This window comes from Streptomyces sp. 4N124, from assembly GCF_052245395.1.
Classification (GTDB): Bacteria; Actinomycetota; Actinomycetes; order Streptomycetales; family Streptomycetaceae; genus Streptomyces.
Genome location: NZ_JBQQBS010000010.1, coordinates 117592 through 142751, shown reverse-complemented (window position 1 = coordinate 142751; position 25160 = coordinate 117592). Strand labels below are relative to the sequence as shown.

Annotated in this window: 22 protein-coding genes; 10 read left to right on the top strand and 12 right to left on the bottom strand. The window is 69.9% G+C overall.

The features are described from left to right. Positions 1-247: 247 nt before the first annotated feature. The 7 genes from ACTWQO_RS13230 to rhaI all read right to left on the bottom strand — a co-directional run bounded on the left by ACTWQO_RS13230 (position 248) and on the right by rhaI (position 9201). A complete protein-coding gene (locus ACTWQO_RS13230) occupies positions 248-1402 on the bottom strand; it encodes a betaine/proline/choline family ABC transporter ATP-binding protein (protein WP_443237462.1) in 1155 nt (384 codons plus the stop codon). A 22-nt stretch (positions 1403-1424) separates the two neighbouring features. Further along, complete coding sequence (locus ACTWQO_RS13225; protein WP_443237461.1) at positions 1425-2072, bottom strand: LutC/YkgG family protein; 648 nt, start codon at positions 2070-2072, stop codon at positions 1425-1427. Then, entirely contained in the window at positions 2069-3562 is a 1494-nt protein-coding gene (locus ACTWQO_RS13220) for a LutB/LldF family L-lactate oxidation iron-sulfur protein (RefSeq protein WP_443237460.1), read from the bottom strand. Before ACTWQO_RS13220 ends, ACTWQO_RS13225 begins: the two co-directional genes overlap by 4 nt. A 28-nt stretch (positions 3563-3590) precedes the next feature. Continuing rightward, a complete protein-coding gene (locus ACTWQO_RS13215) occupies positions 3591-4346 on the bottom strand; it encodes a (Fe-S)-binding protein (protein ID WP_443237459.1) in 756 nt (251 codons plus the stop codon). A 71-nt stretch (positions 4347-4417) separates the two neighbouring features. Further along, entirely contained in the window at positions 4418-5866 is a 1449-nt protein-coding gene (locus ACTWQO_RS13210; protein WP_443237458.1) for a rhamnulokinase, read from the bottom strand. After that, a complete protein-coding gene (locus ACTWQO_RS13205) occupies positions 5863-7902 on the bottom strand; it encodes a bifunctional aldolase/short-chain dehydrogenase (RefSeq protein WP_443237457.1) in 2040 nt (679 codons plus the stop codon). The genes ACTWQO_RS13210 and ACTWQO_RS13205 overlap by 4 nt, the downstream gene beginning before the upstream one ends. Before the next feature lie 138 nt (positions 7903-8040). Then, positions 8041-9201 carry an L-rhamnose isomerase gene (gene rhaI / locus ACTWQO_RS13200; protein ID WP_443237456.1) on the bottom strand — a complete coding sequence of 387 codons (1161 nt, stop codon included), beginning with the start codon at positions 9199-9201 and terminating at the stop codon, positions 8041-8043. A gap of 287 nt (positions 9202-9488) precedes the next feature. On the opposite strand from rhaI, the gene ACTWQO_RS13195 reads away from it, so the two are divergent. The 7 genes from ACTWQO_RS13195 to ACTWQO_RS13165 all read left to right on the top strand — a co-directional run bounded on the left by ACTWQO_RS13195 (position 9489) and on the right by ACTWQO_RS13165 (position 17110). After that, positions 9489-11006 carry a sugar ABC transporter ATP-binding protein gene (locus ACTWQO_RS13195; protein ID WP_443237455.1) on the top strand — a complete coding sequence of 506 codons (1518 nt, stop codon included), beginning with the start codon at positions 9489-9491 and terminating at the stop codon, positions 11004-11006. Beyond that, a complete protein-coding gene (locus ACTWQO_RS13190; RefSeq protein WP_443237454.1) occupies positions 11003-12040 on the top strand; it encodes an ABC transporter permease in 1038 nt (345 codons plus the stop codon). The genes ACTWQO_RS13195 and ACTWQO_RS13190 overlap by 4 nt, the downstream gene beginning before the upstream one ends. Continuing rightward, a complete protein-coding gene (locus ACTWQO_RS13185; protein ID WP_443237453.1) occupies positions 12033-13025 on the top strand; it encodes an ABC transporter permease in 993 nt (330 codons plus the stop codon). Before ACTWQO_RS13190 ends, ACTWQO_RS13185 begins: the two co-directional genes overlap by 8 nt. 96 nt (positions 13026-13121) lie before the next feature. After that, positions 13122-14204, top strand: coding sequence for a rhamnose ABC transporter substrate-binding protein (gene rhaS / locus ACTWQO_RS13180; protein WP_443237452.1), 1083 nt, complete (start codon positions 13122-13124; stop codon positions 14202-14204). A 17-nt stretch (positions 14205-14221) separates the two neighbouring features. Continuing rightward, complete coding sequence (locus ACTWQO_RS13175; protein ID WP_318319269.1) at positions 14222-14542, top strand: L-rhamnose mutarotase; 321 nt, start codon at positions 14222-14224, stop codon at positions 14540-14542. A gap of 15 nt (positions 14543-14557) precedes the next feature. After that, positions 14558-15991 carry a BNR repeat-containing protein gene (locus ACTWQO_RS13170; protein WP_443237451.1) on the top strand — a complete coding sequence of 478 codons (1434 nt, stop codon included), beginning with the start codon at positions 14558-14560 and terminating at the stop codon, positions 15989-15991. A 90-nt stretch (positions 15992-16081) separates the two neighbouring features. After that, on the top strand, positions 16082-17110 hold the full coding sequence (locus tag ACTWQO_RS13165; protein ID WP_443237450.1) for a LacI family DNA-binding transcriptional regulator: 1029 nt from the start codon (positions 16082-16084) through the stop codon (positions 17108-17110). 130 nt (positions 17111-17240) lie between these two features. Here the strand turns inward: ACTWQO_RS13165 and ACTWQO_RS13160 are convergent, their stop codons facing one another. After that, positions 17241-17441: a DUF5999 family protein gene (locus tag ACTWQO_RS13160; protein WP_443237449.1), complete on the bottom strand. Its 201-nt coding sequence runs from the start codon at positions 17439-17441 to the stop codon at positions 17241-17243. A gap of 149 nt (positions 17442-17590) precedes the next feature. Here ACTWQO_RS13160 and ACTWQO_RS13155 point away from each other — a divergent pair, with 149 nt between their 5' ends. After that, on the top strand, positions 17591-18421 hold the full coding sequence (locus ACTWQO_RS13155; RefSeq protein ID WP_443237448.1) for a pentapeptide repeat-containing protein: 831 nt from the start codon (positions 17591-17593) through the stop codon (positions 18419-18421). On the opposite strand, the gene ACTWQO_RS13150 is transcribed toward ACTWQO_RS13155, so the two are convergent. Beyond that, positions 18383-19882, bottom strand: coding sequence for a cytochrome P450 (locus ACTWQO_RS13150; protein WP_443237447.1), 1500 nt, complete (start codon positions 19880-19882; stop codon positions 18383-18385). The two genes, ACTWQO_RS13155 and ACTWQO_RS13150, sit on opposite strands and share 39 nt — an antisense overlap. A 108-nt stretch (positions 19883-19990) precedes the next feature. Here ACTWQO_RS13150 and ACTWQO_RS13145 point away from each other — a divergent pair, with 108 nt between their 5' ends. Together ACTWQO_RS13145 and ACTWQO_RS13140 are read left to right on the top strand one after the other, a co-directional pair. Next, entirely contained in the window at positions 19991-20599 is a 609-nt protein-coding gene (locus ACTWQO_RS13145) for a TetR/AcrR family transcriptional regulator (RefSeq protein WP_443237446.1), read from the top strand. 94 nt (positions 20600-20693) lie between these two features. Continuing rightward, positions 20694-21419 (top strand): DUF2470 domain-containing protein, encoded by a 726-nt coding sequence (locus ACTWQO_RS13140; RefSeq protein ID WP_443237445.1) that lies wholly within the window; start codon positions 20694-20696, stop codon positions 21417-21419. Here ACTWQO_RS13140 and ACTWQO_RS13135 read toward each other — a convergent pair. The 3 genes from ACTWQO_RS13135 to ACTWQO_RS13125 form a co-directional block, all read right to left on the bottom strand. Beyond that, a complete protein-coding gene (locus ACTWQO_RS13135) occupies positions 21387-22577 on the bottom strand; it encodes a lactonase family protein (protein WP_443237444.1) in 1191 nt (396 codons plus the stop codon). The genes ACTWQO_RS13140 and ACTWQO_RS13135 overlap by 33 nt on opposite strands. Positions 22578-22675: 98 nt before the next feature. Then, the gene (locus ACTWQO_RS13130) at positions 22676-23716 is read right to left on the bottom strand and encodes a hypothetical protein (RefSeq protein WP_443237443.1); all 1041 of its coding nucleotides are present in this window, start codon (positions 23714-23716) and stop codon (positions 22676-22678) included. Positions 23717-23903: 187 nt separating this feature from the next. Beyond that, positions 23904-25160, bottom strand: coding sequence for an FUSC family protein (locus tag ACTWQO_RS13125; RefSeq protein WP_443237442.1), 1257 nt, complete (start codon positions 25158-25160; stop codon positions 23904-23906).

The window sequence follows — 25160 nt, the reverse complement described above, 5'->3', positions numbered from 1 at the left end:
GGAGGCTGACCTCGTGGTTCCTCGACGGACCAGCGAAGGACATGGCCGCAGCCCCCCGGACCATGGACCGAGGACCTGGACACGGCCTTCTACGTGGCGCTGTATCTGAGCGCGGCCCACCATTCCCTGAGGCGCGGCTGCCCGATCAGATACAGCTGACGGGAGAGAAACGCCCCGAAGGGGCGCGGGGAACTGCGCGACCAGCCACAACGAACCCGCAGACAAAGCCCTGACAACCCGCGGAGCGCTACGCATCGGCGACCGAGGAGAACGACACCTGATCCCGCGCCACCCCCAACGCATCCGCATCCACGGACCGCCGCAGCGCCTCATGCAGCTTCGCCGGAGTCAGTACGCCCAGAAAGCGGGCGCCGTCCAGAACCGCGACCCAGCCGGCGTCGTGCTGGAGCATCACACCGAACGCCTGCTTCAGGGGTGCGCCGACCGGCACCCACGCGTTCATGCGGTGCGCGCGCTCGCCGACCGAACCGCCCGCGCTCAGGTCGTCGACGCCGACCCAGCCCAGCAGTTCACCGTCCTCGTCGAGGACGACGGCCCAGCGCGCGCCCTCCGCGCGCAGCCGTTCCGCCGCGGCCGGGGCCGGTTCGTCCGGGCGGGCGAGCGGTGGCTGCTCCAGGTCGTCGGCCTCGATCTCGGTGACGGACAGCCGCTTCAGTCCTCGGTCGGCCCCCACGAACTCGGCCACATACGGAGTCGCCGGGGCACCCAGCACCGCTCCGGGCGTGTCGAACTGCTCGATCCGCCCCTGCCCGTACACGGCGATCCGGTCGCCGAGGCGCACGGCTTCCTCGATGTCGTGCGTGACCAGCAGCACGGTCTTGCACACCGCGGCCTGCATCCGCAGGAACTCGTCCTGCAACTGCTCCCGCACCACCGGGTCGACCGCACCGAACGGCTCGTCCATCAGCAGCACCGGCGGATCGGCGGCCAGCGCCCGCGCCACACCGACCCGCTGCCGCTGCCCGCCCGACAACTGCTCCGGATAGCGCCGCCCGAACGTCTTGGGGTCCAGCCCCACCAGATCGAGCAACTCCGCGGCCCGTGCCCGGGCCTTCGCCTTCTTCCAGCCGACCAGGGACGGCACGGTCGCCGTGTTGTCGAGGATCGTGCGATGCGGGAAGAGGCCCACCTGCTGGATGACGTATCCGATACGGCGGCGCAGCCGCACGGGATCGACCGTCGCGATGTCCTCGCCGTTCACGAAGATCTGCCCGGACGTCGGCTCGATCAGCCGGTTCACCATCATCATGGTCGTCGTCTTGCCGCAGCCGGACGGGCCGACGAGGGTGACCAGCTCACCCTCGGACACCTCGAAGCTGAGCCCGTCCACGGCCGTCGTACCGTCCGGATAGCGCTTGGTGACCTGATCGAACCGGATCATGTCCTCACGCTAACCGCGCCGATCACTCCCCGCTCACCAGGACCACCTCCAGGGTGCGCGGCCCGTGCACCCCCTCGACCCGGTCGAGTTCGATGTCGCTGGTCGCGGAGGGGCCGGAGATCCAGGTCAGCGGGCGGGTCGGGTCGAGCCGGGGCAGGGCCTGCGGCACGGACGACACGACCTGGCCGGGGACCCGTACGACACAGATGTGATGGTCGGGGACGAGGGTGATACGGCGGCGGCCCTGGTCGGGGGAACCGTCCAGGACGATCGTGCCGGTCTCGGCGATCGCGACCGCGCAGCCCGTCACCACACTGTCGACCCGGTCCAGTTCGTACGAGGTGCTCTCCGCCCGGTCCGGCACCCGGGCCGCCTCGGTCGCCGCCAGCCAGCCTTCGTCCAGCCCCGGCGGTACGACGACGGACGCCGAACCCCGTGCGTCGAGCAACCCCGCGATCACTCCGGCGAGTCCCGCGCCGTCCGTGCGGTGCACGATCGCCCGATAGTCCGCCAGGTTCTCGGCGAGCAGATCCACCGTCTCCTCGACACTCCGGTTCCCGTGCTCGCTCAGATAGGCGCGCGAGATCGCCTGGTCGTACGGCGTGTCGTCCGGTGGCACGTCCGCGAGCGCGCGCTGCACCCGGCCCAGGATCCGTTCCCTGCTGCTCACTTCGCACCGCCCTTTCCGCTGCCGCCGCGCGTGCGCTGCCACCAGTCCCGGAACGGTTCGGACGGCAGCACAGGCAGCGCCCGGCTGTCGCTCCACGCCTTGCCGGGGCCCGGCAGCGAGCGCGGATGCAGCCGCCGGGTGCGTGAGGCGAGCCGCTGGCCGGTGCGCAGGGCGCCCGGGCGGGCGAACGCCCAGCGTGCCGCGCGCATGGCCGCCCGCTCGGCGGCATGTCCCTTGGCCGGCTTGAGCACCACCTTGTTGCCCGCTCGCGTCACCTGGCCGCCCTCCACGACCCGCTCCCGCAGATGCACCAGCACCTCGGGGATGTCGATGGCGACCGGGCACACCTCGTAGCAGGCACCGCACAGCGACGAGGCGTACGGCAGTGAGGCGTCGATCTCGCTGTCCGTACCCCGGAGTTGCGGGCTCAGGATCGCGCCGATCGGGCCCGGATAGACCGAGCCGTAGGCGTGGCCGCCGGCCCGCTCGTACACCGGGCACACGTTGAGACACGCCGAGCAGCGGATGCAGCGCAGGGCCTGGCGGCCGACCTCGTCGGCGAGGGTGTCGGTGCGGCCGTTGTCGAGGAGCACCAGGTGGAAGGTGCGCGGCCCGTCGGCGGTCTCGGAGTCCGTCGTACCGGTCCACATCGAGGTGTACGGGTTCATGCGCTCCGCCGTCGACGAGCGCGGCAGCGTCTGCAGGAACACCTCCAGGTCCTGCCAGGTCGGCACGATCTTCTCGATGCCGACGACCGAGATCAGCGTCTCGGGCAGGGTCAGGCACATCCGCCCGTTGCCCTCGGACTCCACGACGACCATCGTGCCGGTCTCGGCGACCATGAAGTTGGCGCCGGAGACGCCGACCTTGGCGCGCAGGAACTTCTCGCGGAGGTGCAGCCGGGCTGCCTCGGCGAGTTCGGCGGGTGTGTCGGTGAGGCCGTCGGGTGCGGGGCGGCCCCACTCGCTCATCTCGCGGGCGAAGATGTCCCGGATCTCGCCACGGTTGCGGTGGATCGCCGGGACGAGGATGTGCGAGGGCCGGTCCTTGCCCAACTGTACGATCAACTCGGCGAGATCGGTCTCGTAGGCGCGGATGCCCTCCTCTTCCAGCGCCTCGTTGAGCCCGATCTCCTGCGTGGCCATCGACTTGACCTTGACGACCTCCGACTCACCGGTCTCCTTGACCAGTCGAGTCACGATCCGGTTGGCCTCGTCGGCGTCGGCCGCCCAGTGGACAATGCCGCCCGCTGCCGTGACCGACTCCTCCAACTGCACGAGATAGCGGTCGAGATGGCGGAGCGTGTGGTCCTTGATCTGCTTGCCCGCCTCGCGCAGCGCCGCCCAGTCGGAGACCTCGGCGACCGCCTTGGCCCGCTTGGCGCGGATGGTGTGGGTGGCGTGGCGCAGATTGCCGCGCAGCGTCTGGTTGTGCACCGCCTCGTGTGCGGCCTTCGGGAAGGCCGGCATCCCTACGAACGTCCCGCTCATGCGCGCGGCTCCTCTCCGGTACGCCCGCTCATTCCGCCGGCTCCTCTTCCGTGCTCGCCAGGATCTCCGCGATGTGGACCGGCCGCATGCCGGTGCTGAGCCGGGCCATGGTCCCGCCGATGTGCATGAGGCAGGAGTTGTCGGCCGCGCACAGCACCTCGGCGCCCGTCGACTCGGCGTTGCGTACCTTGTCCGCGCCCATCGCCGCCGAGACGTCGGAGTTCTTCAGGGCGAAGGTGCCGCCGAAGCCGCAGCACTCGTCCGCACCCGGCAACTCGACCAGTTCCAGCCCCTTGACGGCCTGGAGCAGCCGGCGCGGCCGGTCGGCGAGGCCCAGGCTGCGTAGCCCATGACAGGTCGGGTGGTATGTCACATGGTGCGGGTAGTATGCGCCGACGTCCGTCACCCCGAGCACATCCACCAGAAACTCAGTGAGCTCATACGTCTTCGGGATCACCGGCGCCAACGTGGCCGCGAGCGTGTCCCCGCGCCCCTCGGCCCGCGCCCGCTCGCCCATCCGCGGATACAGCTCCCGCACCATCGCCCCGCACGACCCGGACGGGGTCACGATCGCTTCGTACTCCCCGAAGACATCGGAGAAATGCCGGGCGAGCGGCTCCGCCTCATGGCGGTAGCCGGTGTTGTAGTGCGCCTGCCCGCAGCAGGTCTGGGCCATCGGGAAATCGACGTCGACGCCCAGCCTGGTCAGCAGTTTCACCACGGCGCGCCCGGTGTCCGGATAGAGCGTGTCGTTGACACAGGTCAGGAACAGGGCGACACGCATCGCGGCTCCTTGTGGTTGATCATCGGATGAGTGCAGCGTAGTCCGGCAACAGGACGTGGGGGAGTCCCCGGTCACCGCCGGGTGAGCCGGGCCTCCGCCTCGCTCCAGCGCGCGATGTCGCCGCGCGGCTCGTATCGGGTGAGCGACTGCGTACGGGTCAGCAGGCGCCGCATTCCCGCGAGGTCGCCGACGAGTCCGTGGGCCCCTGCCTGGACCAGGACGTTCCCGAGGGCGGCGGCCTCCGTCGGGCCCGCCACGACCGGCAGTCCGCAGGCGTCGGCGGTGAGCTGGCACAGCAGCGCGTTGCGCGTGCCGCCGCCCACGATGTGCACGACGTCGACCGGGTGGTCGGCCAGCCGCTGTGCCTCCTCGACCGCCCGGCGATGGGCGAGCGCGAGGGAGTCGAGAATGCAGCGCGTGATCTCGGCGGGCGACTCGGGCACCGGCTGGCCCGAGACCCGGCAGGCCTCGGCGATCCGCTCCGGCATCCGCCCCGGCGCGAGGAACGCCGCGTCGCCCGCGTCCACGACCGACCGCAGCGCCGGCGCCTTGGCCGCGTCGAGCAGCAGCCCGCCCAACTCCGGCTCACACCAGGCCCGTACGCACTCCTGAAGCAGCCACAGCCCCATGATGTTGCGCAGATAGCGGACCGTGCCGTCCAGCCCCAGCTCATTGGTGAAGTTGGCGGCGCGGCTCGCCTCGCTCAGCACGGGCGCGTCCAGCTCCAGACCCGCCAGGGACCAGGTGCCGGTGCAGATGTACGCGAACCGCTCACCCTCGGCCGGCACAGCCGCCACCGCCGACGCCGTGTCGTGCGAGCCGACCGTCGTCACCGGCACCGGCCCGGTCAGCCCGGTCTCCTCCAGCACCTCCGGCCGCAGCACGCCCGCCGGATCCCCGGGCTGCCTGAGCGGCGCGAACAGGCCGAGGTCGATCCCGAGCCGAGCGGCGACGTCGTACGACCAGTCACGCGTCCGGGGATCGATCAGCTGGGTCGTCGAGGCGTTGGTCAGCTCGGTGCCCTGCTCGCCGGTGAGCCAGTAGGCGAGCAGATCCGGGACGAGCAACAAGCGCTTGGCGTGCGCCAGTTGCTGGGTGGAACGGGCGGCGACCAACTGGTACAGCGTGTTGAAGGGCGCGTACTGCAGCCCCGTCGCCGCATACAGCTCGGGGGCGGGCACCGTCGCCCACACCTTCTCCGCGATACCCTCGGTCCGCGCGTCCCGGTAGTGCACGGGGTTCCCGAGCAACGCCCCGTCGGCGTCCAGCAGCCCGTAGTCCACGGCCCAGCTGTCGATGCCGACGGAGTCCACCTGCCCGGACGCCTTGAGCCCGTCCAGCACCCCGGCATACAGCCCGAGCACGTCCCACCGCAGGCCCTCCGGCACTCGCACCGGCCGGTTCACGAACCGGTGCGCCTCCGTCAGCTCCAGCGAGTCGGGTCCGACACGGCCGACCATCACGCGCCCGCTCGACGCGCCGAGGTCGACCGCTGCGTACGACTTCACAGCCGAGCTCATCGCAGGAACGCGGCCGCGACGCCGGCGTCGACCGGGACATGCAGCCCGGTGGTGTGCGTCAACTCCCCACCGGTCAGCGCGAACACGGCGTTCGCGACATGCTCGGGCAGCACCTCGCGCTTGAGGATCGTGCGCTGCGCGTAGAACTCGCCCAGCTTCGCCTCCTCGACCCCGTACACGGCCGCCCGCTGCGCACCCCAGCCACCGGCGAAGATCCCGGACCCACGCACCACGCCATCGGGATTGACCCCGTTGACACGGATGCCGTGCTCACCCAACTCGGCGGCCAGCAACCGCACTTGGTGTGCCTGGTCGGCCTTGGTGGCGGAGTACGCGATGTTGTTCGGCCCGGCGAAGACGGCGTTCTTGGAGGCGATGTAGACGATGTCGCCGCCCAGCCCCTGCGCGATCATCGCCCGAGCGGCCTCGCGCGAGACGAGGAACGACCCCCGGGCCATGATGTCGTGCTGGAGGTCCCAGTCCTTCGCCGAAGTCTCCAGCAGCGGCTTGGAGATGGAGATACCGGCGTTGTTGACCACCAGATCGACCCCGCCGAAGGCGAGCGCGGCCGCCTTGAAGGCGTCGGTGATCTGCTCCTCGGACGTCACATCCACCGTCACGGCGACGGCGTTGTCGGGCCCGCCCAGCTCCTCGGCGACGGCAACCGCGTTCTCGGCATTCAGATCCGCGACGACGACACACGCCCCCTCGGCCACCAGCCGCCCGGCGATCGCCTTCCCGATGCCACTGCCCGCACCGGTCACCAGGGCGACCCGCGTCGCCAGCGCCTTGGGCTTCGGCATCCGCTGAAGCTTGGCCTCCTCAAGCGCCCAGTACTCGATACGGAACTTCTCGGACTCCTCGATCGGCGCGTACGTAGAAACGGCCTCGGCCCCGCGCATCACATTGATGGCGTTGACATAGAACTCGCCGGCCACCCGCGCGGTCTGCTTGTCCTTGCCGAAGCTGAACATGCCCACACCCGGGATCAGCACGATCGCCGGGTCGGCACCGCGCATCGAAGGAGAGTCGGGCAGGGCGTGCCGCTGGTAGTAGGCGGCGTACTCCTCCCGGTACTCGGCGTGCAGCTCCTTCAGCCGTGCGACCGCCTCGTCCAGCGTCGCCGTCGGCGGCAGGTCGAGCACCAGCGGCCGTACCTTCGTGCGCAGGAAGTGATCGGGGCAGGACGTACCGAGCGCGGCGAGCCGAGGATGCTCGGCGGACGCGAGGAAGTCGAGGACGACCTCGGAGTCGTTGAAGTGGCCCACCTGGGGGCGGTCCAGGGACGCGATGGCACGCACGTGAGGCGCCAGCGCGGCCGCCCGCTCCCGCCGCTCGGCGGCGCTGAGGGCGGCGTACCCCTCGATCACCGGCCCGAAGGGCTCCGGCTTCCCCCGCTCGGCGAGGAACGCCTCCGCGGTACGGATGATGTGCAGCGAATTCCGCTCGCACTCTTCGGAGGTGTCACCCCAGGCGGTGATCCCGTGCCCGCCGAGAATGCACCCGATGGCCTGCGGATTGGCCTTCTTCACGGCCGCGATGTCCAGCCCGAGCTGGAATCCCGGCCGCCGCCACGGCACCCACACCACGCTGTCCCCGAAACACTCGGCGGTCAGCTTCTCCCCGTCGACGGCACAGGCGAGCGCGATACCGGAGTCCGGATGCAGATGATCCACATGCGCGGCCTCGACCAGCCCGTGCATCGCCGTGTCGATCGACGGAGCCGCCCCGCCCTTGCCATGCAGGCAGTAGTCGAACGCGGCCACCATCTCGTCCTCGCGCTCGACCCCCGGATAGACATCGACGAGCGCCCGCATCCGATCCAGCCGCAACACGGCCAGCCCGGCTTCCTTGAGAGTCCCGAGGTCACCCCCGGACCCCTTGACCCACATCAGCTCCACATCACCACCGGTGACGGGATCGGTATCGGTCCCCTTGGCGGACGTGTTCCCGCCGGCGTAGTTGGTGTTACGAGGATCAGCGCCGAGCCGATTAGAACGGGCCAGCAAATCAGCGGCTTCGGGATGCGGTGCCATGAACGGTCAGTCCTTCTCGAATGAGGGTGAGTGAATGTTTTTAGGGGCGCGGGGCTGTATCGATTTGCGGCTCCGCCGCGTGGGCGCGACCAGCCACAGACGGCCCGCACCCCGCAGAGAACAGAACCCGGCAGACGCTCACGCGCCCCAACCGGCCTGCTCCCCACCAACTCGCTCAGCGACAATCTTCTCGGCCCACCCGGACCGGCGGTACGCAGCCATCGGGTCCCCGTCCAGCCCCATCTCCTCCCGCACTTCCCGGAGCAGCGGCCGAACATCCGTGTTGTACGCATCCATCAGCACGGCATTCGCCTCAAGGACATCACCCGAGACCTGCGCGTCAGCCAACGCCGACCGGTCGACCAGCAGCGCCTTCGCCGTAGCCTCCTGCACATTCATCACCGACCGGATGATCGCCGGAATCTTCGCCTCGATGTTGTGACACTGATCAAGCATGAAGGCCACGTCGGACGTGAACCCACCCCCACGCACCACCTCGTACATGATCCGGAACAGCTGGAACGGATCAGCGGCCCCCACCATCAGGTCGTCGTCGGCGTAGAAGCGCGAGTTGAAGTCGAACCCCCCGAGCTTCCCCTCCCGCAGCAGCGTCGCCACGATGAACTCGATGTTCGTACCCGGTGCGTGATGACCGGTGTCAACGACGACCTGAGCCTTCGGCCCGAGCTTCAGACAGTGCGCGTAAGCGGTTCCCCAGTCCGGCACATCGGTCGAATAGAAGGCGGGCTCGAAGAACTTGTACTCCAGCAGCATCCGCTGCCCCTCACCGAGCCGCCCGTACACCTCCGCAAGCCCCTCGGCCAGCCGATCCTGCCGCGCACGGATGTCGTCCTGCCCGGGATAGTTCGTACCGTCCGCGAACCACAGCTTCAGATCGGCGGAGCCCGTCGCATCCATGATGTCGACGCACTCCAGCAGGTGATCGACAGCCTTGCGCCGCACCACCGCCTCCGGATGGCAGATGCTGCCGAGCTTGTAGTCGTCGTCCTGGAAGGTATTGGAGTTGATCGCGCCCAGCTTCACGCCGCGCTCTTCGGCGTACTTCGCCAGCGCCGCGTAGTCGTCGACCTTGTCCCACGGAATGTGCAGGGCAACGGTCGGCGCGACACCGGTGAACGCGTGCACCTGAGCCGCGTCGTCCAGCTTCTCCCGCGGCGTCCGTGGCACGCCTTGCTGCGCGAACACCTTGAACCGCGTACCCGAGTTCCCGTACGCCCACGACGGCGTCTCGACGGCCTGGGTCTTCAGGGCGGCCTTCACCGCGGCGAGTTCGGTCACTTCAGGACTCCTGTGGCATCGGGTCGTAACGACTGCGGCAACGACTGCGTTAATGACTGCGGCATGAAACGATTCAGAACGGGAAGCTATGGCGCCTCCGAAGGGGTGTCAACCCCTCTGACCAACCCCGATGTCCGTGACTGGTCCGTGACCTTCGGCTATCGAAATTTTTTCGACACAGACCCATTGACGTGACATGGCTCCCGTGCCTAACGTCCCGGCAACCCAGTTGAAACCTTTCACGACGCGGTGAGGCCCGTCCCGCCGGTGTCGTCGAGGAGCCCCCAATGACCCACCCGTCCGACACGGGTCCGGCCCCAGTGCTGGCACTGAAGGATGTTTCCAAGTCCTTCGGCGCCGTGCGCGCTCTGCGGGACGTCTCCCTGGAGTTGTTCCCCGGCGAGGTGCACGCACTCGCCGGTGAGAACGGCGCCGGCAAGTCGACCCTCATCAAGACGCTCGCCGGGGTGCACCGGCCGGACGCCGGCCAGGTGCTGCTCGACGGTGAGCCCGTCGTCTTCCACGGCCCCGGCGACGCCCGCGACGCCGGTATCGCCGTGATCTATCAGGAGCCCACGCTCTTCCCCGACCTGTCGATCGCCGAGAACATCTTCATGGGCCGCCGTCCGCGGCGCACCCTCGGCCGGATCGACCACAAGGCCACGCAGACGGCCACCTTCGCGCTCATGCAACGCCTCGGCGTCGAACTCGACCCCGACCGCCCTGCCCGTGGCCTGTCCATCGCGGACCAGCAGATCGTCGAGATCGCCAAGGCGCTCTCCTTCGAAGCCCGGGTCCTGATCATGGACGAGCCGACCGCCGCCCTCACCGGCAGCGAGGTGGCCCGTCTCTTCGGCGTCGTACGCACCCTGCGCGAACAGGGGGCCGCGGTGCTGTTCATCTCGCACCGGCTGGAGGAGATCTTCCAGATCTGCCAGACGGTGACCACGCTGCGCGACGGCGCCTTGATCGCCAGCGAGCCGCTGGACGGCATGACCGAGGACGACCTCGTCCGCCGCATGGTCGGCCGCGACCTCGACGAGCTGTACCCGAAGCAGGACGTCCGGCCCGGTGAGGTCGCGCTCAGCGTCCGGCGGCTGACCCGTGAGGGCGTCTTCACCGACGTCTCCTTCGAGGTCCGCACCGGCGAGATCGTCGGCCTCGCGGGGCTCGTCGGCGCCGGTCGTACGGAGGTCGCCCGCGCGGTCTTCGGCATCGACCGCTGGGACGCCGGCGAGGTCGAGGTGCAGGGGCGGAAGCTGACCAACGGAGCCCCCTCCACCGCCATGGCCGCCGGGCTGGCCCTCGTCCCCGAGGACCGGCGCGCTCAGGGCCTGGTGATGGACATGTCCATCGAGCGGAACATCGGCCTCACCGGACTCCGTACGACCGTCAAGGCCGGCTTCATGGACCGGGGGGCCGAGCGCAGCCGCTCCCTCGACTGGGCCGTCAAGCTCCAGGTCAAGTACGCCCGGATCGCCGACACCGTGAACACCCTCTCGGGCGGCAACCAGCAGAAGGTCGTCCTCGCCAAGTGGCTGGCCACCGGCCCCAAGGTGCTGATCGTCGACGAGCCCACCCGCGGCATCGACGTCGGTACGAAGGCCGAGGTGCACCGGCTGCTCAGCGAACTCGCCGCCGACGGCGTTGCCGTACTGATGATCTCCTCCGACCTGCCCGAGATCCTCGGCATGGCCGACCGCGTGCTGGTGATGCACGAGGGCCGGCTCACCGCCGAGATCCCGCGCTCCGACGCCACCGAGGAAACCGTGATGGCCGCAGCCACGGGGAGGGCCGCCGCATGACGGTGACCACCAACCCGGCTCCCGTGACCGAGGTGCCCAAGTCCAGCGGCACCCGGCTGGTCGACCGCGTCTTCAAGATGCGGGAACTGGCCATCCTGGCCGTGTTCCTGGTGATGATCGTCATCACCCAGCTGGGCAACAGTGAGTTCCTGAGCGAGCAGGGCATCAAGGACCTGCTGCTCAACGCGACCATCCTGGTGCTGGTCGCCACCGGCCAGTCCCTGGTCGTCATCACCCGCAATGTCGACCTCTCGGTCGGCTCGACGCTCGGCATCAGCGCCTTCGCGGCAGGCACCTACCTCCAGGGCGGCGGCAACTCCGTCGTGGCGATCCTGCTTGCCGTGCTGCTCGGCATCGGCTTCGGCCTGCTGAACGGGCTGCTCGTCAGCCTCGGCCAGGTGCCCGCGCTCGTCGTCACGCTTGGCACGCTCTACATCATCCGGGGCATCGACTCGATCTGGGTCGGCTCCCGCCAGATCACGGCCGCCGACCTCCCGGACGGCTTCGTCGACTTCGGCTCCGGCGGTATCTGGGCGGTGCCGTGGCTGGCGCTGATCGCGCTGGCGGTCCTGGTGGCGACGGCGTACTACCTCAAGCACTACGGCAGCGGACGCGAGCTGTACGCGCTCGGCTCCAACCCCGAGGCCGCCCGGCTCGCCGGCATCCCGGTCCGCAAGCGGATTCTCGCCGCGTACACCTTCTGCGGCGGCCTCGCCGGGCTCGCGGGCGCGATGTACCTGGCCCGGTTCGGCAACGTCGACTCCGGCACCGGCAACGGCTACGAACTCACCGTCGTCAGCGCGGTGGTGGTCGGCGGTGTGGTCTTCACCGGTGGCTCCGGCAGCGTGTACGGCGCCGCGCTCGGCGCGCTGCTGCTGACCTCCATCAACAGCGTGCTGCCCGCCCTCGGTGTCAGCTCCGTCTGGGTGCTCGCCATCAACGGCATCCTGCTCATCCTCGCCATCGCGGTCGACCGGGTCGTCGCGCTGCGCGTGGCCTCGGCCCTGAAGAAGAGGAACGCCCGCCATGCCTGAGTCCTTGACGCGTGCGAGCCGCTGGTCCGCCTCGTTGAGGTGGGACGCAGCCGTCGGCGCACTTCTGATCGTCGTGCTGCTGCTCTCCTTCGGCACGGTCGACGGTTTCGGAAACGCGCTCAACCTGTCGTTCCTGATCGGCAACACCCTTCCGATCGCATTGATCGCCCTGCCGATGACCCTCCTGGTCGTTTCGGGCGAGATCGATCTCTCGGTCGCCTCCACCGCGGGTCTCTCGGGCGCCGTCATGGGCGCGCTGTGGAACGAGGGCATGACGATCGAAGCGATCATCCCGATCTGCCTGCTGCTCGGCGTGGTCTGCGGCCTCATCAACGGTTTGCTCGTCACCCGGCTCGGGCTGCCCTCCCTCGCCGTCACCATCGGCACCCTCGCCGCCTACCGGGGCATCGCACAGATCGTGCTGGGCTCCGACGCGGTGACCGACTTCCCCACCCAGTACCTGGACTTCGCGGCCGGACGCATCGGCGACACGTTCATCCCGTACGCCTTCCTGCCCTTCCTGGTGCTCCTCGCGATCGGCGTGGTCGTTCTGCACGCCACCCCGTTCGGCCGGTCGGTCTTCGCGACCGGGGCGAGCGAGGAGGCGGCGCGGTTCGCCGGCATCCGGGTCAAGCGGCAGAAGCTGATCCTTTTCACGGTGACGGGGCTCATGGCTTCGCTGACCGGGATCTTCTGGGCCCTGCACTACGCGTCCGCTCGGTTTGACAACGCGACGGGGCTCGAACTGTCCGTCGTCGCCGCCGTGTTGCTCGGTGGGATCGACTTCGACGGTGGCAAGGGCACGTTGGGCGGTGCGATCGCGGGTGTGTTCCTGCTGGGTGCGCTGCAGAACGTGATGAGTCTTCAGGACGTTTCCGCGCAGTCGCAGATCGTTGTCACCGGTGTGTTGTTGGTGCTGTCCGTGTTGGGGCCGCGTGTGGCACGCCAGATTGCCGTGGCACGGGCACAGAGGCTCACGTCGTAGGGCCGTCGTATGGCTGCGGGGCCGTTGTGGCTGGTCGCGCAGTTCCCCGCGCCCCTTCGGGGCGCTTCCACTCATCCTCGTTTGAAGGAAACCGTCATGCGTAAGTCATCCCTTCGCCGTACCTGTGCGGCCCTTGCCGCCGCCACCTCGCTCGCCCTTGCCCTCACGGCGTGCGGCGGTACCACCAAGAAAGACGTCGCCAATGAGGACGCCTCCGCCGCCACGGCCGGTAAGGCCGACCCGAATGCCGAGCTGAAGAAGGGGCTGACCGTCGGGTTCCTGCCCAAGCAGGTCAACAACCCGTACTTCACCTCCGCCGACAAGGGTGGCGAGGCGGCACTGAAGGAGCTGGGGTCCAGCTACAAGGAGGTCGGTCCGAGCAGCGCGACGGACACCGCCGGGCAGGTGAGCTACGTCAACACGCTCACCCAGCAGCAGGTCGACGCGATGGCCGTCTCCGCGCAGGACCCGGGCGCCCTGTGCACCGCGCTCAAGCAGGCCATGAAGAACGACATCAAGGTCGTGACGTACGACTCCGACACCAAGCCGGACTGCCGCAACGCCTTCGTGTCGCAGGCGTCCGCCGAGGACCTGGGCCGGACCGAGGTGCAGCTGCTCGCCGAACAGATCGGCTACAAGGGCGAGATCGCGATCCTGTCCGCCGCGCAGACCGCGACCAACCAGAACACCTGGATCGACTTCATGAAGGACGAGCTCAAGGATCCCAAGTACAAGGACATGAAGCTCGTCAAGGTCGCGTACGGCAACGACGACGCGCAGGCGTCCTTCCAGCAGACCCAGGGCCTGCTCCAGGAGTACCCGAACCTGAAGGGGATCATCTCCCCGACCACCGTCGGCATCAAGGCGGCGGCCCAGTACCTGTCGGGCTCCAAGTACAAGGGCAAGGTCAAGCTGACCGGCCTCGGCACCCCGAACGACATGCGCAAGTACGTCAAGAACGGCACCGTCGACGCGTTCGAGCTGTGGGACCCGGCGAAGCTGGGCGAGCTGGCCGCCCGTACCTCCGTCGCGCTGGTGTCGGGGCAGATCACCGGCAAGGAGGGCGAGACGTTCAAGGCTGGGGACATGGGTGAGTTCACCATCGGCAAGGACGGTGTGATCAGCCTCGGCAAGCCGACCGTGTTCGACGCCAAGAACATCGACCAGTTCAACTTCTGATCCTTGGGGGGCTGTTGATGCAGCGTGTGTGCTTTCTGCTGAAGGTCCGGGCGGACCGCCTCGACGAGTACCGCGAGCGGCACGCCGCCGTGTGGCCCGAGATGCTCGACGCACTCTCGGCCACCGGCTGGCACAACTACTCGCTCTTCCTGCGTGAAGACGGCCTGCTGGTCGGCTACTTGGAGACCGAGGACTTCGCCGCCGCCCAGGCCGGCATGGAGGCCACCGAGATCAACGCCCGTTGGCAGGCGGAGATGGCGCCGTTCTTCGAGTCCCTGGACGGCGCCCGACCCGACGAAGCGATGAAACCCCTCACCGAAGTCTTCCACCTAGCCTGAGCCGGAGTCGCTGATATGAGAAGACGTGCCTTGCTCGGTACGGCCCTGCTGGCCTCCGTCGCCGGACCCGGCCTCGGCGCCGGCATCGCGAGGGCCGCCGACCCCGGCCCCTCCGTCACCCGGACCGGCACCACCACCCTCGACACCCAGGCCATCTTCTTCGTTTCCTACGACGGCCTGGTCAACAACAACTCCTTCCAGAAGAACGGCCTGCTGACCTACAAGGGCTACCAGTACGCCGTCTGGTACACCGCGGACCGCAACGCCGTCGTCGGCCGCCGTGCCCTCGGCGCCACCACCTGGTCCACGGTCAAGGTCGGCCACACGCTGCGCTACAACGACTCCCACAACGTCATCTCCATGGGCGTCTCCAGGACCGACGGCCGGCTGCACCTCAACATGGACTCCCACAGCGACGGCTTCACCTACGTGAAGTCGGTCGCCGGGCTCATGGACAACCCGGCCGGTCTCAGCTGGACCGCGAGCCGCTTCGGCGCACCCCAGTCGACGCTGGACGGACTCGCGCTCACCTCGCAGTTCACGTACCCCCAGTTCATCTCCACCCCCGAGGGCAGGCTCCAGCTCAGCTACCGCGTGGCGATCTCCGGCAACGGCCGCAACGCGCTCGCCGAGTACGACGGCACGCGCTGGACCAACCTCGGCGAATGGACCAGCTCCACCGGCACCTACACCAGCGAGCACGGCTCCAGCACGGCCCGCAACATGTACCTGCACGGCATCGACTACGACCGCAACGGGCGCCTGCACGCCATGTTCACGTGGCGCGAGCAGAACAACGCCGTGATGTGCAACAGCGGCGGCATCACCAACCACGACACCGGCTACGTCTACTCCGACGACCGTGGCCGCACCTGGCGCAACAACGCGGGCACCGTCGTCGGCACCACCGGAAGCTCCGGCAGCGCCGACAGGGTTTCCGTCAACGACGCCGGACTGGTCGTGGACCCGCTCAACCCGGACCACTCCCTGATGAACCAGGAGAGCCAGTTCATCGACACGGCCGGCCGCCCGCACGCCATCATCAGCTACGTACCCGGCCGCTTCGGCCAGTGCACGACGAACTACGTCGCCGACCGCACAGCCAACGGACGTGCCTTCCTCGTCCGCAAGAGCGCCTCCGGCCCCTGGCAGAAGACCGAGATCCCGGTCCCGCTGAACTCCAGTCAGCGCACCAAGCTGGTCATGGACAAGTACAACAACGCTTACGCGATCTTCCCGTTCGGCCGGATCGCCGGAGCCTCCGCGGCCTCCGGACACACCGACTGGAGGATCCTGTTCGACGGCGCCGGGCTCAACGCCTTCGGCGAGGTCGTGATCGACGAGATGCGTATCGCACAGGACAACGTGCTGTCGGTCATGTACCAGGAGAAGTCCAGCGGTACGACACCCTCGGCGCTCCGAGTCGTCGACTTCCGGCTTCCCGCGTGACCGACGCACCACCGCAGCACTGATGGGGCGGCATGACGGTAATGTGAAGACCTTCCCGCCGCCCCTCGTTTCCCTGGAGGTCCCTGCCTGATGGCCCAGTCGGTGGGTATCAAGGACGTCGCCCGCGCCGCCGGAGTCTCCGTCGGCACGGTGTCGAACGTGATCAACCGCCCGGACTCCGTCGCCACGGAGACCCGTGCCCGGGTGCTGTCCGCGATCGACCGGCTCGGCTACGTCCGCAGCGAGTCCGCGCGCCAGCTGCGCGCGGGCCGCAGCCGGATCATGGGCCTGCTCGTCCTCGACATGGGCAACCCCTTCTTCGTCGACGTCGCGCGCGGCGCCGAGCGGGCCGCGCGCCAGGCCGGGCTCGGCGTGATGGTCTGCAACAGCGCGCAGAGCGCGGGTGAGGAGGCCGACTATCTGTCGCTCTTCGCCGAGCAGCGCGTACGCGGCGTCCTGCTGACGCCCACCGATGCCAGCGGCCGCAACATCGACGCGTTCCGCCGCCACGGCATTCCCTTCGTGCTGGTCGACCGTGTCGCCGAGGGCACCACCGAGTGCTCCGTCTCCGTGGACGACGTCGCGGGCGGTGCGCTGGCCGTACGCCATCTCGTGGACGCCGGGCACCGTTCCATCGCGTACGTCAGCGGGCCGCCCGGCCTCAACCAGGTGCGCGACCGCCGCACCGGCGCGCTCAACGCGCTCACCGAAGCGGGCCTGGGCCCGGGTGCCCTGCGCGAACTGCCCACCGAGCGGCTGGACGTCGCCGCCGGCCGGGACGCCGGCGCCCGCCTCCTCGGCCTCGCCGACCGCCCCACCGCCGTGTTCTGCGCCAACGACCTGCTCGCCCTCGGCGTCCTCCAGGCCATGTACGCGGCCGGCGTCGGCGTCCCCGACGACCTCGCGATCGTCGGCTACGACGACATCGAGTTCGCCGCAGCCGCCGCCGTCCCCCTCACCTCGGTCCGCCAGCCCGCCGTCACCATGGGCGCCCTGGCCGCCGAACTGCTCCTGGAGGAGACCGACGCGGAAAGCACCGGCCCGAGAAGACACGAGCACCGCCGCGTCGTACTCCAGCCGGAACTGGTGGTACGCCGCTCCAGCCTGGCAGCCCGCTGACGGAACGCCGTGTCTCGACAGGGTGCGGTGCAGCAGCGCCCCGAAGGGGCGCGGGGAACTGCGCGACCAGCCACGACGGCGCCGCACCAGCCAAACTCACGTCGCACCCCCCGCAAAGACCGCCGGAGGCTCACGCGGCGACGGCCAGCCGGCCGAGGCTCCGGTGCGGGCTCACCACCCGCCCGTCCGGCAGGAGTTCACCCGTGTCGTCGAAGACGATCGTGCCGTTGCACAGCAGGCTCCAGCCCTGTTCCGGATGGGCCGAGACGATCACGGCGGAGTGGTGGTCCACGCTGTCGGCGGTGGGGCACGGTGGCTGATGGCTGCACATGGTGTCTCTCCTCGATCCGTCGGGCTCCTGCCTTGCGGCTCGTCATCTCAGTGGTAGCCGAGCTTGTTTTCCGTTGTATGAGAAGACCCCCACACCGCCGGAAACTCATCGGTGAGGTTTCCTTTCGGGGCGGAGATTAGGGTGGAGGCATGGAAGATCATCCCGGCGATCTCGTCGACCTGCGCGGAGACTGTGCGAACTGCTTCGGCCTGTGCTGTGTCGCGCTGCCCTTCACCGCCTCGGCGGACTTCGCGGTCGACAAGGACGCCGGGACTCCCTGCCGGAACCTTCAGGACGACCACCGCTGCGGCATCCACGCCCGTCTCCGGCAGAAGGGCTTCGCCGGCTGCACGGTCTACGACTGTTTCGGCGCCGGGCAGAAGGTCTCCCAGGTCACCTTCGGCGGACAGGACTGGCGCAAGGGCCCGCGTGATCAGGCCCGCCGGATCTTCGACGTGTTTCCGGTCGTCCGCCAGCTGCACGAACTGCTCTGGTATCTGACCGAGGCCCTCACCCTGCCCGCGGCCCGCCCCGTCCACGCCGATCTGCGCCGGGCCCAGGAGAAGACCGAGGAGCTGACCCGTCTGACTCCGGAGGAACTCGGCGCGCTGGACGTCGGGGCCCACCGGCAGGACGTCAACGCCCTGCTGCTGCGGACCAGCGAACTGGTGCGGGCGGGTACGCGCGGTCGCCGGAAGGACCGCCGGGGCGCGGACCTCATGGGTGCCCGCCTCAAGGGCGCCGACCTGCGTGGCGTCAGCCTGCGCGGCGCCTACCTCATCGCGGCCGACCTGACCGGCGCCGACCTGCGCGGGGCGGATCTGATCGGTGCCGATCTGCGGGACGCCGATCTCACAGACGCCGACCTGACCGGCGCGTTCTTCCTCACCCAGCCCCAGGTGAACGCGGCCAGGGGCAGCGCGGGCACAAAGCTGCCGGAGTCAGTCGCCCGTCCCGCGCACTGGACAGGGAGCTTCTGACCGAGGAGCCGGCACAGCGGTGCGCCGCGGCTCCAGGTGCAGCCGCAGCCCCTCCGGCATCAGCGTCAGCCGCTCGGTCACCCGCAGCCGGTACGCGGGGTCGGCCCGCAGTTCGTAGCGGCGCAGCAGCAACCCCAGCACCAGCGTGGCCTCGTGCAGCGCGAACTGGCGGCCGATGCACGCCCGCGCCCCCGTGCCGAACGGCTTGAAGGTGTGCGCGGGACGGGACCGTACTGCCGCGGCGTCGAAGCGGTCCGGGTCGAACCGCTCGGCGTCGACGCCCCACACCTCGGGCGCGCGGTGCAGCATCGGCGTGAGCACCAGCGCCCAGGCCCCTCGCCGCATCGGATGTTCTCCGGCCAGCACCGTGTCCTGGCGGGCCTCCCGGGCATAGGCCGGCGCCGTCGGCCACAGCCGCAGCGACTCGTCCAGCACCCGGCGCACGTACCGCAGCTTGGCCACCTGGTCGTAGCTGGGTGCCGCGGAGCCGCCCCAGACGCGGTCCACCTCGGCGCGGGCGCGGGCCGCGATCTCGGGGTGCCGGGAGAGATAGTGCAGGGCGAAGGAGAGCGCGCCGGACGTGGTCTCGTGACCCGCCACCAGGAAGGTGATCACCTGCCGGCGGACGTTCTCCGGCGACAGCCGCTCGCCGGTCTCCGGATGGGCCGTCTCCAGCATCCGGTCGAGCAGGTCTCCGTCCCCGCGCCCGGAAGCGCGGCGGGCGCGCACGATGTCGTCGACCGTGCGGTTGAGGAAGTCCATGTCGGCGTCGTTGAGCCGGGAGGCGCGCTTGAGCAGCAGCGGAGCCAGCGGCGGCGGCACGGTGTTGAGCCGCTGGGCGTAGGAGAGCGTGCCGATCATCGCCGTGACGAAGGGGTGCGGCCGGGATCGTTCGAAGGAGCCGAAGTCGTGTCCGAACCCGGTGCGCGCGATCGTCTCCAGGGTCAGCTTCGTCATGTCCCCGGGTACGTCCACCGCCCGGCCCGCCGAAAGCTCCCGGTCCCAGTGGTCGGTGAGCCGCCCGGCCACGTCCAGCATCATCGGGTGGTAGCCCGCCATGGCCTCCCGGCTGAAGCCCGGCGCCAGCACGTCGTGCGCCAGCTGCCAGTTGGGCTCGTGGTTGTACGCGGTGAACAGCCCGTCCCCGACGATCGGCCGCAGGTTGGCGATCCCGAGGCCCACGTGCTTGGCGAAGCGGGACTCGTCGGACAGGTCGGCCGTGAGGCCCGCGCCCCACACGAACACGATCTCGTTGGCGAACGCCTTGCGCCGGAAGATCGGACCCAACTGCCGGGCGTAACGCAGGGAATCCTGCAAAGGCTTGGTCCTGCTGGCGCCGAGCACATCACCGAGCAGCGGGAGCCTGCGCGGGGGATGCGGAATGCGGTGCAGCTGAGGCCAGCCCTGCTCGGCGCTGCGGAACCCCTTCGGCACCGCGGCCCTGGTCGACGTCTCCGCCATGACGCGATCTCCCTTGGTCCAGCGGTGGGTTGAGCGTGTTGTACGCGGGTTCAACAACGCGATCCAGTCTGGTCCCGCTATTGAATCGACGTCAAGTAAAGTGCGGACATGACCGCGCATCAGAGCGGGCCGATACGCCGCCGGCTTAGTACCGAGGAGCGCCGCGAGCAACTCCTCGGCGTCGGGGCGCGGTTGTTCTCGGAGAGTCCGTACGACGACGTGTGGATCGAGCAGGTCGCCGAGATCGCCGGGGTCTCGCGCGGACTGCTCTACCACTACTTCCCGACGAAGCGTGACTTCTTCGCGGCGGTGGTGGCGCGGGAGAGCGAGCGGATGCTGCGGATGACCGCGGCGGTGCCGGGAGTTCCGGTGCGCGAGCAACTGGCGGCCAATCTCGACACGTACCTGGCCTACGTGGAGGCCAACGCGCACGGCTTCCGCGCCTTCCATCGGGCCGACGCGGCGGGGGACCAGGCCGTGCGCCGGATTTATCAGCGTGCTCTGGGCGCCCATGAGCAGCAGATCCTGGCGGTGCTGGCCGAGGACCACGAGTTCGGCCCCGTCACGCGGGAGCGCCCTGATGTCCAGCTCGCCGTGCGCGGTTGGCTGGCGTTCACGACGGCCGTCTGTCTGGAGTGGCTGCGGGGCTCGGACCTTTCGCGCGAGCAAGTGCGGGACCTCTGTGCACGGGCCCTGCTGGGCATGCTCGGGCCCTGAATTCTCATAACCGCCGCACAGGTTCGCGTGACCTGGTTGGCGTGCGCCCCGATCTTGGGTAAGTTAGGCAAGGCTTACCTAAGGAGGTTTTGGGATGGGTGACAGCCAACCCTGGACGGCCGCGCCTGCTGCGGCGGAGCGGGCCCGTTCGCTGCTCGCCACCGCGTGGTCCTGCGCGGTGACCGCGGACGGCGGCCGGGAGGAGTTCGTCGGCGCGCACTCCGTGGACGACGACGGACGGGTGCTCCTGAGTGTGCCCGAGGACAGCGCGCTGCTCGCGGCGGCGATCTGCGCGCCCCGCGGCGAGCCGTCCGCCGTCCTGGAGTTCGCCGACGTCGCGCCCGTCCCCGTACGCAGCCGGATCCGCGCCCGGCTCTGGCTCGCCGGCTGGTTCGCCCCCGAGGGCGACCTCCTCGCGTTCCACGCCACACGTGTGGTGCTGCGGCAGCCCACCGGCGCCGTGGTCGTCGACCTCGACGAGTTCGCCGCCGCCGAACCGGACCCGCTGGCCACGGCGGAGTCCCGGCTGCTGACGCATCTCGCCGACTGCCACGGCGACGCCGTCGAGCGGCTCACCCGGCTCGTCGAGCCCGAGAGCCTGCACGGCGCGGTGAAGGTCCAGCCCCTCGCCGTCGACCGGCACGGACTGACGCTGCGCATCGAACGCACCCGCGCCCACGGCGACGTACGACTGGCCTTCCACCGGCCCGCCGACGACGTCGCGCAGCTCACCGAGCGCATGCACATCCTCCTCTCGCAGGCCAGCGCCGCCTCCTGCCCCCGCGCCCTACAGCGGCAGCGCACAGACGGCGACGGGTGAGGCGAACGGCTCGCCCGCGAGCCGCAGTTCACCGCTTGCGGCGTCCACGTGGAACACGCTCACCGTGCTCGACCTCTGGTTCGCCGCGAACAGCAGCGTCCCGTCCGGCGCGAGGGCGATCTGCCGGGGGAAGTCACCGGACACCGGCACCGTGCCCAGAAGCCTGAGCCGGGCGCCGTCGGCCTCCACCGCGTAGCGGGCGAGGCTGTTGTGGCCCCGGTTGGCGAGATAGGCGTACGCGCCGTTCGGTGTCACCACGATCTGCGCCGGGTAGCTGGTGCCCTCGCCGGTGCCCGTGGACTGCGGCTCGCCGATGGTGAGGCGACCGGAGGCGCGGTCGTATCCGCACACCGTGACCGTGTCGTCCACCTCGTTGGCCAGGTAGGCGTACCGGCCGCCCGGGTGGAAGGTGAGGTGCCGGGGGCCCGCGCCGGCGCGCGTGTGGGCCTGGGAGACCTCGGTGAGGGTGCCCGCGCGGGTGTCGAGGCGGTAGGTGTAGACGGTGTCCGTGCCGAGGTCCACGGCGAGGACATGGCCGCCGTCGGGACTGGTGACGAACTGGTGGGCGTGTGGGCCCTCCTGGCCCGGGCCCGGTGCCGGACTGGTGTGCGTGACCAGGTCGGTGCGCTCGCCGAGTGCGCCGGAGGTATCGATGGGGTGCACGGCCACACTGCCGGAGGCGTAGTTGGCGCTGAGCAGCCAGCGCCCGCTCGGATGCACCGACAGATGGCAGGGGGCGCCACCGCCGCTGCTCCGGCTGCCCAGGATCTTGTCGTCGGACAGCCGGACGGCGGTCACCGCACCGTCCTCGCGCTCATTGACGGCGTACAGCGTGCGGCCGTTCGGATGGAGCGCCAGATACGACGGGTCGCCGACGTCCTCGATGGTTTCCTCGCCGGTGATCCGGCCGGTGGCGGCGTCATAGGTTGCCAGGCCGATGCCTTTGCCGCCGCCGTCGACTGAGGTGTAGGTGCCGAGGTACAGGGGGCGGGGGCCGGAGGGCTTGGCGGCCTCGCGGGGTGTGCTCGCGGTCGTCTCGGGGGGTGCCGTGTCCGCGGCGGGCGCCGGGGCGTCGTCACACGCCGGGAGGGTCACCGCAGCGCCCGTTCCCGCGAGCGCGCCGACGAACCGACGCCTGCTCAAGCCACCACTGCTCATGTCCACACCTCAGGTCGTCGGTCGTCCCGACAGCCACCCTCGCGTGGATCACCCTTGGCGTGCAAGAACGGCACCGCGCGTTGCAGCAGCCGCAACGGTCACCAGTCGCCGTCCTCCACCGCTTTGCCGGGCGCGTCCTTGAGAGGCTTCACCTGGCCCGGCGACGGCTCCTGCCAGGGTTCGTGGTCGTCACCGATCCAGTCGCCGACCGGTTTCACCCCTTCCAGGGTGTCGGTCGGAGCGAGGTCCTCCGCGTCCTGGTCGAAGTAGTCGAACCACGGCAGCCCCGCGCTCGTGTAGGCCGCCCGGTCGACGGGGGACGGCGGCGGGGCTTCGCCGGTGATACGGCGCCACTCCGGGGGCGTCACCAGATGGACGTAGACCCGACCGGCGGGCTCCTCGGACCAGTCCGTCGCCGGCCGGTCGTCCTGGTAGACCTCCTGGCGCATGGAGCCGCCGACGCCCAGCCCCATCGCCGCGGCGGGCCGCGCCCGGCCGGCCGGAGCGGCGCCGGGTGCCGCGGGTGCCGACATCGGCAGCGCGGCGCCGTAGCCCCCGGCCGCCTTCATGGACCGCACCTCACGCTCGGCCCGCAGGCGCTGCTCCTCGCGCCACACGGCCAGCGCCCCCTCGTTCAGCGGGAACGACTGCAGCTGTACGCCGCCCCAGACCTCCTCGCCGGTGACCTGGCCCTCGACGGTCGCCCCCATCCCCAGCGGCACCGCCACGAACTGGCGGACCGTGCCCTTCCCGGAGTTGACGCCGTCCAGCCAGGGCTGGCGGGGGAGTACCACGTAGTTCTGGGGTTTGCGGGAGAGCCGGTCGCTCCACGGGCGGCCCGAGACGGCGCACACCTTTCCCACGCCGACCTGCAGGGCGGCCGGTTCGGTGGTGCCCGCGAAGCTCAGCCACATCGCCTCCCGCAGATACACCGGCAGCATCACACCGCCGCGCGAGCGCCACTGCTCGGGCACGGTGTCCGGATAGTCCGCCACACGCCGGACCGGGAACTCGCCGAGCCCCGGCGGCAACGCGTGCGTGCCCGTCTCGGGCAGACGCAGGGTGCGGATGAACCGCACCGCCACCCCGCCCGGCAGCCGCAGCGTGTTCCCGTCGATCCGTACGGTCGTATCGGCCATCGGCCCGCTCCCTAGGTCCGGTCGTCAAATTCCCGCCTGCCCCGCGGCGTCTGGCACGCACGCTCGCGAGGGCGCTCCGGCGCCTTGCTACCGCACGCACCAGACGCCGCGGGGCCCGCGCTCCGGGCGGACGACGGGAATTTGACGACCGGACCTGGCATCCGGCGCCGGCCCGTCCCGGCGTCCCCTACCGGAAACGCCCGCCCATCCCGGTACGGTTCCGCCACAGCTGTTCCTGGACGCCCAGACGTTCACGCAGCCGGGTCAGACGCGGCATCCGGGCGCGCTGCTCCTGGGACACGCGGTCCAGTTCCTCCAGTAGACGACGTGTGCGGTTCTCAGTGTCGAGTTCGTCGAGGATGCGGTTCACCTCGGTCAGGACGGCGCCGAACAGCTGCCAGTGCCGGGTCTCGCGCTCGGCCTCCTCGCGCAGCAGCTGGGCGAGCTTGTCGCGGGTGGCCGCCGCGGTCTGCAACTCGGCGGCGAGCCGGGCCTCCGCCGACTCGGCGTTGGCGCTGACACTGGTGGTTACCAGGACGGCGAAGCTGACCACGGCGTCGGCGATCTCGGCCAGCAGCTGTTCCACGGCGGCGCCCGTCGGCGGCGTGAACAGCGGCTCGGGGTCGCGTTCCTTGGCCAGGTCGGTGAAGCTGCGCGCGAGGACGCGCAGGACGACCGTGCAGATCTCCAGCGTGTCCAGGCCGGTGCGCAGCACGACCCGGTGCAACAGGCCCTCACGCACGCGCGGATTGAGCCGCAGACTGTCCTCCGCCTGCCGCAGCGCCGCGTCCACCTCGACGATGTCGTGATCGAGTCGGCGTGCCTCGTGCAGGCGTGCGGCGGTCTGCTCGACCGGGGGACGGCCGGCCACCTCCTCACCCATGCTCAGCATCAGCTGCCGCAGCCGGCGGGCCAGTCCCTCGATGGACTCACCCGCCTGGTCGACCCACACCGGCGGCGCCAGCAGCAGATTGAAGCCGAGTCCGACGACCGCGCCGATGAGCGTCTCCACCACCCGCGCCCACGCCGTGTCCCCGACAGTGGTCACGCCGAGGACCAGCATCGCGCTGATCGCGACCTCGGGGACGTACTCGTCGACCCGCACCAGATGTCCCACTGCCAGCGCGGCGAGGATCAGCAGGGCGAGACTCCACCAGGTCAGCCCCACCAGCAGGCTGAAGGCGATGGCCACGAGGACGCCGGCCACCACGGAGTTCACCCGGCGGATGCCGTTGGTGAGCGTGGCGTAGAGGGTGACCTGGACGACCAGCAGCGCGGTCAGCGGCGCGGTGAGCGGCAGCTGCTCGGGGCTCAGGCGCAGCGCGATGACGTAGGCGATCGTCGCGGCGGCGGCCGACCGCAGCGTCTGGACGACGACGGGGTCCCGGCGCTGCTTCTTCACCAGGCGTTCGAGGGACTCCGTCCGCTCACGCACATCTCGCAT